Genomic DNA, 10,843 nt, shown 5'->3' on the forward strand with positions numbered 1-10,843 from the left:
TCCTTGCTTTAGAGCGGCACTCTAAAGCAAGGAGGGTTTGAGCGGTACTCAAAAAATCAGGCCAGCGTGTGCATCCACCCGTGCGTGTCCTCGGCCGTGCCGCGCTGGATGTCCAGCAGGGCCTGCCGCAGCCGCAGCGTGACCTCGCCGGGCTCGCCGCCGCCCTGCTGCCACTCGGCGTCGGCCCGCTTGACCGTGCCGACCGGGGTGATCACGGCCGCCGTGCCGCAGGCGAAGACCTCGGTGAGGGTGCCGTTGGCGGAGTCGCGCTGCCACTGGTCGACGGAGACCCGGCCCTCCTCGGCCTCGTAACCGAGGTCACGGGCGACGGTGAGCAGCGAGTCGCGGGTGACGCCCTCCAGGATGGAGCCGGTCAGCGTCGGGGTGATGATCTTGTTCCCGTACACGAAGTACAGGTTCATGCCGCCCAGCTCCTCGACCCACTCGCGCTCGATCGCGTCGAGGTAGCAGACCTGGTCGCAGCCCTTGGCGGCGGCCTCGGCCTGGGCCAGCAGGGAGGCCGCGTAGTTGCCGCCGGTCTTGGCGTCGCCCATGCCGCCGGGGACGGCGCGCACGCGGTCCTCGGAGACCCAGATGGAGACCGGCTTCACCCCGCCGGGGAAGTACGCGCCGGCCGGGGAGGCGATGACCAGGAACAGGTACTCGTTGGCCGGCTTCACGCCCAGGCCGACCTCGGTCGCGATCATGAAGGGGCGCAGGTAGAGGGACTCCTCGCCGCCGTGCGCCGGGACCCACGCCTGGTCCTGGCGGACCAGCGCGTCGCACGCCGCGACGAACGCCTCCTCCGGCAGCTCCGGCATGCCGAGCCGGCGCGCGGACGCCTGGAAGCGGCGGGCGTTCTTCTCCGGCCGGAAGGTGGCGACGGAGCCGTCGGGCCGGCGGTACGCCTTCAGCCCCTCGAAGATCTCCTGCGCGTAGTGCAGGACCATCGTGGCCGGGTCGAGGGAGAGCGGGGCGTACGGCACCAGCTGGCCGTCGTGCCAGCCGCGGCCCTCGGTCCACTTGATCGTCACCATGTGATCGGTGAAGTGGCGGCCGAACCCCGGGGCGGCCAGTATCGCGTCCCGCTCGGCGGCGGACAGCGGGCTGGCGGAGGGCTTGAGCTCGATCGTGGGCGTGGTCATGAATTGTTGTCCTTCACCGGTTGTCGTGACGGGCCGCTTCCACGCCCGTACTGCCAGTGGCCAGTGGTAGGACGTCCGAGCATTCCCTCATGCCGCGGCCTCGCGTTCGATTATCGCGCGCGGCCGGGCACAGCTGAAACGACGGATGAAACGGGGTGAATGCGGCCCAGCTTCGATGGTCGCACCCGGCGGGGACAGGTGAAAGCCGCCGGGTGCCTTGTTTTCCGGACCCGGCGGCTTCGAATGGTGCGGTTTCGAGTGCGCGGCCCGGTCAGCCGGCTACTCGTACGGCGAGGGCGTCACCGATCTCGGAGGTGGTGCGGGCGGGCTTCCCGGCCCGCTCGCCGAGGTCGGCCGCGACCGCCTCCTCGATCCGGTTCGCCTCGGCGTCGTAGCCGAGGTGGCGCAGCAGCAGGGCGACGGAGAGCACGGTAGCGCTGGGGTCGGCCTTGCCCTGGCCGGCGATGTCGGGCGCGGAGCCGTGCACCGGCTCGAACATCGAGGGGAATTCGCCGGACGGGTTGATGTTCCCGCTGGCGGCGACGCCGATGCCGCCGGAGACGGCCGCGGCGAGGTCGGTGATGATGTCGCCGAACAGGTTGTCGGTGACGATCACGTCGAACCGCTCGGGCTGGGTCACCAGGTAGATGGTGGCCGCGTCGACGTGGATGTAGTCGGTGGTGACCTCGGGGAACTCCGCGGCCACCTGGTTGAAGACGTTCGTCCACAGGTGGCCCGCGAAGGTCAGCACGTTGTTCTTGTGGACCAGCGTGAGCTTCTTGCGCGGGCGGGCCTGGGCGCGGGCGAAGGCGTCCCGCACCACGCGCTCGACACCGTAGGCGGTGTTGACCGACACCTCGGTGGCGACCTCGTGCGGGGTGCCCTTGCGGATGGTGCCGCCGTTGCCGGTGTACGGGCCCTCGGTGCCCTCGCGGACCACCACGAAGTCGATCTCCGGCTGGCCGGCCAGCGGGGTCTCGACGCCGGGAAGCAGCTTGCTCGGCCGCAGGTTGACGTGGTGGTCGAAGGCGAACCGCAGCTTGAGCAGGAAGCCGCGCTCCAGCACCCCGGAGGGCACGCTCGGGTCGCCGATGGCGCCGAGCAGGATGGCGTCGTGCTGCTTGAGCGCGTCGAGGTCGGCGTCGGTGAGGGTCTCACCGGTGGCGTGGTAGCGCTTGGCGCCGAAGTCGAACTCCGCGGTCTCCAGCTTCACATCCTGCGGAAGGACGGCGGAGAGGACCTTGAGACCTTCGGCCACGACCTCCTGGCCGATGCCGTCGCCGGGGATGACTGCGAGATTGAGGCTGCGAGACATGCCCGGCACCCTACTCCCCGTCCCATGAGCTGACACGCACCGTCCGCCATACGGACAGCCGGCGCCATCCCGTCGGCGGGCGTTCACCCGGGTGCGGTGCGGGTGTTGGCCGGCGCGGGGAATGGCTGGGGTCATGGAGATCCCCGACTTCGGCGTCCCGCCGGAACTGGCGCGCCGGCTGAGCATGGCGGAGCAGTACGAGTATCTGCGCAACCGGATGTCGCGGCGCCGGACCCTGGTGACGGCGGGGGCGGTGGCGAGCGGGCTGCTGACCGGCTGCTCCGGCGGTGACGTCCGTGACGTCCGCCCGGCGAACGCGCCCGCGCCGGCCGCGACGGTCCCGGGTTCGGCACTCGCGCCGTTCGGCCGCCATCTGGCCTTCGGCGCCGATCCGATGCGGCAGCTGCGGATCTCCTGGCAGGTGCCGCTGGCGGTGCGCCGCCCGTTCGTGCGGGTGGGGCTGCGCCCGGACGACCTCGGCCGCCGCGTCGGCGCCGAGGTCCGCGACCTCACCACCCCCGCGCTGGGGGACCACCCGGCGGCCGAGCAGTACTACCTGCACGCCGCCCTGGACGGCCTGCGGCCCGGCACGACGTACTACTACGGGGTCGGCCACGACGGCTTCGACCCGGCCGCCCCCGCCCACCGCGGCACCATCGCCGCCTTCCGCACCGCCCCCGCCACGCCCCCGCGGCGGTTCGTCTTCACGGCCTTCGGCGACCAGGGCGTCGGCGCGCGGGCGGTCGCCAACAACCGCGTCCTGCTCCGCCAGGACCCGGCGTTCCACCTGCACGCCGGCGACATCTGCTACGCGAACGACAAGGGCCGCGGCACGGCGTCGGACCTGTACGACGCGACCCAGTGGGACCGGTTCCTGCGGCAGACCGAGCCGGTGGCGCGGTCGGTGCCGTGGATGGTGACGACCGGCAACCACGACATGGAGGCGTGGTACTCGCCGGACGGCTACGGCGGTCAACTGGCCCGCTTCTCCCTGCCGGACAGCGGCTTCGACCCGCGGACCGCGCCGGGGGTGTACTCGTTCAGGTACGGCAACGTCGGCGTCGTCGCCCTCGACGCGAACGACGTGTCGTACGAGATCCCGGCCAACCTCGGCCGCACGGAGGGCCGGCAGACCCGCTGGCTGGCCCGGACGCTGGCGGAGCTGCGGGCGGCGCCGGAGGTGGACTTCGTCGTCGTCTTCTTCCACCACTGCGCGTACTCGACGTCGACCCACGCCTCGGACGGCGGGGTGCGCGCCGAGTGGGTGCCGCTCTTCGCCCGCCACCAGGTGGACCTGGTGATCAACGGGCACAACCACGTCTACGAACGCACGGACGCGATCAAGAACGGCGCGGTCGGCCGCCCGGTGCCGGTCGGCGAGTGGACCGACCCCACCCGGGACGGGACCGTGTACGTCACCGCGGGCGGCGGCGGCAAGGAGCTGTACGGCTTCCCGGCGGGCGTACCGGAGAGCCACGAGGGGCGGATCGCCGCCCGTGACCAGCCGATCGACAGCTTCCGCTGGACCCGGTCCCGGGACCGGCGGGCGGAGACCGTCGAGTGGTCGCGGGTGCGCTACCGGGGCTTCTCGTTCCTCCGGGTGGAGGCGCAGGCGGGTGCGGCACCGAGGCTGAAGGTGTCGGCGCTGACGCCGGCCGGCGACCGCGTCGACCACTTCGAGGTGCGGCGCGGGCGGTGAGTCAGTGCCCGGTGGCGCCGCCGTTGTCCCGGCGGTCGAGGGCGCGCTGCAGGGCGGCCGCGGCGTTCTTCCGGTCGGCGTCGCTGGTACGGGAGGCGTGGCGGACTCGGCGGCGGACGGTCGTCTCGGCCATGGGGTCGACTCCTTCGGCACGGGGCGGGATACGAGACGCCGGAAGGGGCGGGGAGCGGCGGGCCGCAGGGATCACCTGCGCGGGGCCCGGCTCACGACCGCCATTCGCTGGGTCGAGCGAGACGTTCGGCTCCTACAAAGTTAAGGGAGGAGCACGCCCCTGTCTCCACAATTACTCGGACTTCCTACTATCTGAGACGGAAGGACGGGCCAGGTCGGGGGGAGACCTGGCCCGTCCGGTATCAGGGGGGCGTCAGCCCATGTGCGGGTAGCGGTAGTCGGTCGGGGAGACCAGCGACTCCTTGATCGCGCGGGTCAGCGTCCAGCGCATCAGGTTCTGCGGGGCGCCCGCCTTGTCGTTGGTGCCGGAGGCCCGGCCGCCGCCGAAGGGCTGCTGGCCGACGACGGCGCCGGTCGACTTGTCGTTGATGTAGAAGTTGCCGGCCGCGTAGCGGAGCTTGTCCATCGTGTACGCCGTGGCCGCGCGGTCGCTGGAGACGACCGAGCCGGTGAGGGCGTAGTCGGAGGCGGACTCCATCTGGGTCAGCATCTCGTCGTACCCCTCGGCCGTGCTGTCGTCGTACACGTGGACGGCGAGGATCGGGCCGAAGTACTCGGTGGTGAAGACCTCGTTCTCCGGGTCCGTGCACTCGATGACGGTCGGGCGGACGAAGTAGCCGACCGAGTCGTCGTAGCTGCCGCCCGCCACGACGGTGCAGGCCGGGTCCTGCTTCGCCCGGTCGATGGCGGCCTTGTTCTTGGCGAAGGCGCGCTCGTCGATGACGGCGCCGACGAAGTTCGACAGGTCGGTGACGTCACCCATGGCGAGGCCGTCGATCTCGGCCGCGAACTCCTCCTTGAAGCCGTCGTTCCAGATCGACGCCGGGAGGTAGGCGCGCGAGGTGGCGCTGCACTTCTGGCCCTGGTACTCGAAGGCGCCCCGGGTGAGGGCGGTCTTGAGCACCGCGCGGTCGGCGCTGGGGTGGGCGACGACGAAGTCCTTGCCGCCGGTCTCGCCGACCAGGCGCGGATAGGTGCGGTACTTCTCGATGTTGTTGCCGACCGTCTTCCACAGGTGCTGGAAGGTCTTGGTCGAGCCGGTGAAGTGGATGCCGGCCAGGTCGCGGTGGCCCAGGGCGACCTCGGAGACGGCGATGCCGTCGCCGGTGACCAGGTTGATGACGCCCTTGGGCAGACCGGCCTCCTCCAGCAGGCGCATCAGCAGCACGGCGGCATGGGTCTGGGTCGGGGACGGCTTCCAGACCACCACGTTGCCCATCAGGGCGGGGGCGGTGGGCAGGTTGGCGGCGATCGCCGTGAAGTTGAACGGCGTGATCGCGTAGACGAAGCCCTCCAGCGGGCGGTGGTCCAGGCGGTTCCAGACGCCCGGCGCGTTGGCCGGGGGCTGCTCGGCGAGGATGCCGCGGGCGTAGTGGACGTTGAAGCGCCAGAAGTCGGCCAGCTCGCAGGGCGTGTCGATCTCGGCCTGCTGGGCGGTCTTGGACTGGCCGAGCATGGTGGAGGCGGCCAGCGTCTCGCGCCACGGGCCGGACAGCAGCTCGGCGGCGCGCAGGATGATCGCCGCGCGGTCGTCGAAGGACATCGCGCGCCAGGCCGGGGCGGCGGCGAGGGCGGCGTCGATCGCGTCCTGGGCGTCCTGCTCGGTGGCGTTGGCGTACGTACCGAGGCGGGCCTTGTGGTTGTGCGGCTGCACGACGTCGAAGCGCTCGCCGCCGCCCATCCGCCGCTCGCCGCCGATGGTGCACACCAGGTCGATCGGGTTGTCGGCCAGTTCCTTGAGCCGGGCCTCGAGCCGGGCGCGCTCGGGCGAGCCGGGGGCGTAGCCGTGCACCGGCTCGTTGACGGGGGTGGGGACCTGGGTCACAGCGTCCATAAGATGCGTAACTCCTTGTACGTGAGCGGGTGGTGGGGCTCAGCCCTTGGTGACCAGCGACCGGGCGAAGAAGCGCAGGTTGGCCGGCTTCTCCGCGAGCCTTCGCATGAAGTAGCCGTACCAGTCCGTGCCGTAGGCGGTGTAGACGCGCATGCGGTGGCCCTCGGCGGCCAGCCGCAGGTGTTCGTCGCCGCGGATGCCGTAGAGCATCTGGAACTCGTACTCGGCGGGTTTGCGCCCGGCGCGGTGGGCCAGCTCCTGGGCGATGGCGATCAGCCGCGGGTCGTGGGACCCGATCATCGGATAGCCGTCGCCGTCCATCAGCGTCCGCAGTACGCGTACGTACGCCTTGTCGATCTCGTGCTTGTCCTGGTGGGCGACCTCGGCGGGCTCCTTGTAGGCGCCCTTCACCAACCGTACGCGAGAGCCCGCCGCGGCGAGCCGGCGCGCGTCGGCCTCGGTGCGGAACAGGTACGCCTGGATCACGCACCCGGTCGCCGGGAAGTCCTTCCGCAGCTCCTCGTGGATGGCGAACATCGAGTCGAGGGTGGTGTGGTCCTCGGCGTCCAGGGTGACCGTGGTGCCGATCCCGGCGGCGGCCTCGACCACCGGGCGGACGTTGGCGAGCGCCAGCTCATGGCCGCCGGCCAGCGCCTGCCCGAACATGGACAGCTTCACGGACATCTCCGCGCGCGTGCCCAGCTCCAGCGGCTTGAGCCGGTCGATCAGCTCCAGATAGGCGTCGCGGGCGGCGGCGGCCTGCTCCGGGGTGGTGATGTCCTCGCCGACGACGTCCATCGTCAGCTCCAGGCCCTGGGCCGCGAGGTCCCGGATGATCGGGACGATCTCGTCGACGTCCTCGCCGGGGATGAAGCGGTCGACGACCTGCTTGGTCACCGGCGCCGCGGAGACCAGACGGCGCATCCGGTCGCTGCGCGACGCGGCGAGAATCACGGGACCCAGCACGGGGCACCTCCACTTACCAAAAGAACAAGCTCAGCCACCGTGAAACTTAGGGATGCCCCCGATCCTGGGCCATCGACACCTGTCACGCATCCGTGCCGCGGATCTCAGACAGATGTATGAAGGGCGGGCCGGGATGGGGCAGAATGCCCTGGTGACGTCCGATTCCAAGGCTGACTATCAGGAGCTGGTCGACGAGATCTCGGAGCGGCTCGGGGCGCCCGCCACCCTGGAGAACCGGGACTTCGAGCTGATCGCCTTCGGCGCCTACGACAGCGAGGGCGACCTCGACGCCTCGGCCCTGGACCCGGTGCGCGCCCGCTCGATCCTGACCCGGCGCTCCACCCCGGCGGTCCGCGCCTGGTTCGAGGGGTTCGGCATCACCCGGGCCACCGGTCCGGTCCGCATCCCGCCGACCCCGGAGGCGGGTGTGCACCGCGGCCGGATCTGTCTGCCGGTACGGCATCGCGGGGTCGTCCTCGGCTACGTGTGGCTGCTGGACACCGAGCCGGGCCCGACCGCGGCGCAGCTCACCGCGGCCATGACGGTCACCGCCCGGATCGGCGCGCTGCTGGCGGACGAGGCGCAGCACGGCACCGACCTCGGCCGGGAGCTGCGCGCGGTGCTGACCGCCGAGCGGGGCTGGCAGCGGGACATGGCGATCGCCGAGCTGAGCACCGCCCTCGGCGCCCGCGCCGAGGTGCCGCACACGGTGGTGTGCGTCGCGCCCTGGCCGGCCGCCGGCCCGGACGACGCGCCGTCGGTGCGTACGGTGCCGGGGGCGACGGCGCTGTGCACGGTGGAGTGGGGCGGCGCGGCGCACGCGCTGGCGCTGCTGGTGCGGCTGCGCTCGGTGGACGTGTCCGCCCCGGCCCTCGCGGCGGCCGGGCGGCTGCTGGAGCGGGCGCCGGTCCACGGCGGCGCCCGCCCCGCCGCCGGGGTGGCCGCCGCGCGCACCGGCCTGGCGGAGCTGGGCACGGCCTGGCGGGAGGCGTCGGCGGCGGCCCGCGCGGCCCGCGCCGAACCCCGGTTCGCGCCGGTCGCCGAGTGGGCGTCGATCGGCCCGTTCCGCCTGCTCACGGCGCTGCCCCCGGAGACCGCGCGGGACCCGGCGGTACGGCCGCTGCTGTCCCCCGCGCACCGGGAACTGGCCCGCACCGCCGAGACCTACCTCGACCGGGCCGGCCAGGCCGGCCGCACCGCGGCGGAACTCGGCATCCACCGCCAGACCCTGTACTACCGCCTGTCCCGCGTCGAACAGCTCACCGGCCTGGACCTGGCCGACGGCGAGGACCGGCTGCTGCTGCACATGGCGCTCAAGGCGCACCGTCTGTAGCGACGGCTCCCTCGATCGTCCGGCGCAGTCCCTCGGTGAGCTGCCCGGCCTCGGGCGCGGTGCCCGGATCGAAGGTCCACTGGGCCATCAGGCCCATCATCAGCGTCGTGTAGAAGCTGCCGAGGGTGTCGATCAGCTCGTCCGGCTGGTCCTCCTCGGGCACGCCCGTGAACATCGCGACGAAGCCGCGCGAGCCCTCCCGCTGGGCCCGCGCGAGGTGGTCGCGCACCACCGGCAGCTGATCGCCCATGGCCACGATCTCCATGCTGAGCCGCCACATCGACCCCGGCTCCCGCATGGTGCCGATGATGTTCGACCAGACCGAGGCGAACCGCTCCAGGGAGCCGAACTCCCCGCGCACCTCGCCGTCGAACAGCTCGGACATGTCCTCGACCATCGCCACGTACGCCTGCGCCAGCAGCGCGTCCTTGGAGCCGTAGTGGTAGCCGATCGACGCCAGGTTGGTCCCCGACTCCTTGACGATGTCGCGGGCCGTGGTCCGCACGAACCCCTTGGCGAGCAGGCAGCGCTTGGCGCCCTCCAGCAGATCCTCACGGTGTCCCATGCGCCCACCCTACCCGCCGATACATACAGGCGTCTTAAACTGACGTCTTAAACCGTCGTCTTATACAGACGTCATAGACAGTTGTATAAGACGTGCGTACAGTCTCCGGCATGACGACGAACCCACCCCGCGCCGGACGGCGCGAATGGACCGCGCTCGGTGTGCTGATGCTCCCGCTGCTGCTGGTCTCGATGGACGTGTCGGTCCTCTACTTCGCCATCCCGGCCATCAGCGCCGACCTCGAACCGACCGGCCCCCAGCAACTGTGGATCTTCGACATCTACGGCTTCGTACTGGCCGGCCTGCTGATGACGATGGGCGCGGTGGGCGACCGGATCGGCCGCCGCCGGCTGCTGCTGCTCGGCGCCGCCGCGTTCGGCGCGGCCTCCCTGGTGGCCGCCTACGCGCACAGCGCGGAGACGCTGATCGCCGCCCGCGCGGTGCTCGGCATCGGCGGCGCGACCCTGATGCCGTCCACGATGGCGCTGGTCCGCACGATGTTCACCGACCCGGGCCAGCGGGCGACGGCGATCGGCCTGTGGTCGGGCGTGATGACGGCCGGCATCGCGCTCGGCTCGGTGCTGAGCGGAGTACTCGTCGAGTACTTCTGGTGGGGCTCGGTCTTCCTGGTCAACCTGCCCGCGATGGCCCTGCTGCTGCTCCTCGGCCCGGTCCTGCTGCCGGAGTCCAAGCACCCCGGGTCCGGCCGCTTCGACCTGCTGAGCGTGCCGCTGTCGATGGCCGCCGTGCTGCCGGTCGTCTACGGCCTCAAGGAGATACCGACCGAGGGCTGGCACGTGCGGTACGTGATGTCGCTGACCCTCGGCCTGCTCTTCGCCGCGCTGTTCGTGCACCGGCAGCGCACGGTGGCCACCCCGATGATCTCCCCCGCCCTGTTCCGGATCCGGGGCTTCACCCCGGCCGTCGCCCTCAACCTGGTGTCGGCCGCCGGAATGATGGGCTCGACCTACTTCACCACCCAGTACATCCAGTCGGTGCTGGACAAGAGCGCGCTGGAAGCGGCCCTGTGGGCGCTGCTGCCCTCGGTGCTGATCGGCTTCGCCGCGCCGCTGGCCATGGGGCTGGTGCGGCGGGGCGTGGCGCGGGCGCACGTCGTGGCGGGCGGTTTCGTGGTCGCGGCGTGCGGTTACGCGCTGCTGGCCGGCACGGGCACCGACTCGCTGTGGCTGGTGCTGGCCGCGTGCGGGGTGCTGGCCGGCGGCATCGTCGCGGTGATGTCCCAGCTGACCGACCTGGCGCTGAGCGCCGCCCCGGTGGAGCGGGCGGGTTCGGCATCGTCGCTGATGGAGACCGGCACCGAGTTCGGCGGCGCGCTGAGCATGGCGGTCTTCGGCTCCATCGGTACGGCCGTCTACCACCACCGGATGCCGGCCGCCGCGCCGGAGCCGGCCCGGGAGACGCTGGGCGGTGCGCTGGCGGTGGCCAGGGAGTTGCCGGGGTCCGCGGGAGAGGCCCTGGCGACGGCGGCCCGGGAGGCGTTCACCAGTGGGATGCGGGGCGCGGCGGTGGCGGGGGCGGTGCTGCTGCTGGCGGCGGCGGTCCCGGCGGCGCGGACCCTGAAGCGCGAAAACGCCGGACGGGCTGAGCAGCTCAGCCCGTCCGGGAGTGCCCCCGCCGGGGGAGCTTGACGACGTGGCCCGGTCAGGGCCGGCGCGGGGGTGCGGGGGCGGGCGCCCCCCGACCCGCGGGCACCACACACGAGGTTTTACGCACGTGCGGACGTCGCCCCGCAGTCCCCCGCGACCCCACCCAGCACCCCCGCGCCCACCCTGG

At 72.0% G+C, this 10,843-nt stretch carries 9 protein-coding genes; 3 read left to right on the forward strand and 6 right to left on the reverse strand.

Annotated features, from left to right (window positions below; translation table 11 throughout):
* Positions 1–56: 56 nt before the first annotated feature.
* The gene (locus tag AB0G32_RS29060) at positions 57–1,145 is read right to left on the reverse strand and encodes a branched-chain amino acid aminotransferase (RefSeq protein ID WP_361169567.1); all 1,089 of its coding nucleotides are present in this window, start codon (positions 1,143–1,145) and stop codon (positions 57–59) included.
* 271 nt (positions 1,146–1,416) lie between these two features.
* Positions 1,417–2,460: a 3-isopropylmalate dehydrogenase gene (locus tag AB0G32_RS29065; protein ID WP_361169570.1), complete on the reverse strand. Its 1,044-nt coding sequence runs from the start codon at positions 2,458–2,460 to the stop codon at positions 1,417–1,419.
* 133 nt (positions 2,461–2,593) lie between these two features.
* Here AB0G32_RS29065 and AB0G32_RS29070 point away from each other — a divergent pair, with 133 nt between their 5' ends.
* The gene (locus AB0G32_RS29070) at positions 2,594–4,159 is read left to right on the forward strand and encodes a metallophosphoesterase family protein (protein ID WP_361169573.1); all 1,566 of its coding nucleotides are present in this window, start codon (positions 2,594–2,596) and stop codon (positions 4,157–4,159) included.
* Between the two features lies 1 nt (position 4,160).
* On the opposite strand, the gene AB0G32_RS29075 is transcribed toward AB0G32_RS29070, so the two are convergent.
* From AB0G32_RS29075 to AB0G32_RS29085, 3 genes are all read right to left on the reverse strand, one after another.
* Positions 4,161–4,292, reverse strand: a complete 132-nt coding sequence (locus AB0G32_RS29075; RefSeq protein WP_361169576.1) for a hypothetical protein — start codon at positions 4,290–4,292, stop codon at positions 4,161–4,163.
* A 252-nt stretch (positions 4,293–4,544) separates the two neighbouring features.
* Positions 4,545–6,185 (reverse strand): L-glutamate gamma-semialdehyde dehydrogenase, encoded by a 1,641-nt coding sequence (pruA, locus tag AB0G32_RS29080; protein ID WP_361169579.1) that lies wholly within the window; start codon positions 6,183–6,185, stop codon positions 4,545–4,547.
* 39 nt (positions 6,186–6,224) lie between these two features.
* Positions 6,225–7,151: a proline dehydrogenase family protein gene (locus tag AB0G32_RS29085; protein ID WP_361169582.1), complete on the reverse strand. Its 927-nt coding sequence runs from the start codon at positions 7,149–7,151 to the stop codon at positions 6,225–6,227.
* A gap of 133 nt (positions 7,152–7,284) precedes the next feature.
* Here AB0G32_RS29085 and AB0G32_RS29090 point away from each other — a divergent pair, with 133 nt between their 5' ends.
* Positions 7,285–8,484 (forward strand): helix-turn-helix domain-containing protein, encoded by a 1,200-nt coding sequence (locus tag AB0G32_RS29090; protein ID WP_361169585.1) that lies wholly within the window; start codon positions 7,285–7,287, stop codon positions 8,482–8,484.
* Here AB0G32_RS29090 and AB0G32_RS29095 read toward each other — a convergent pair.
* Positions 8,465–9,049, reverse strand: coding sequence for a TetR/AcrR family transcriptional regulator (locus AB0G32_RS29095; protein WP_361169588.1), 585 nt, complete (start codon positions 9,047–9,049; stop codon positions 8,465–8,467). The two genes, AB0G32_RS29090 and AB0G32_RS29095, sit on opposite strands and share 20 nt — an antisense overlap.
* A 110-nt stretch (positions 9,050–9,159) precedes the next feature.
* Between AB0G32_RS29095 and AB0G32_RS29100 the strand changes: the two genes are divergently transcribed.
* Entirely contained in the window at positions 9,160–10,698 is a 1,539-nt protein-coding gene (locus AB0G32_RS29100; protein ID WP_361169591.1) for an MFS transporter, read from the forward strand.
* Positions 10,699–10,843: the final 145 nt, after the last annotated feature.

This window comes from Streptomyces sp. NPDC023723 (assembly GCF_040639815.1).
Classification (GTDB): domain Bacteria; phylum Actinomycetota; class Actinomycetes; order Streptomycetales; family Streptomycetaceae; genus Streptomyces.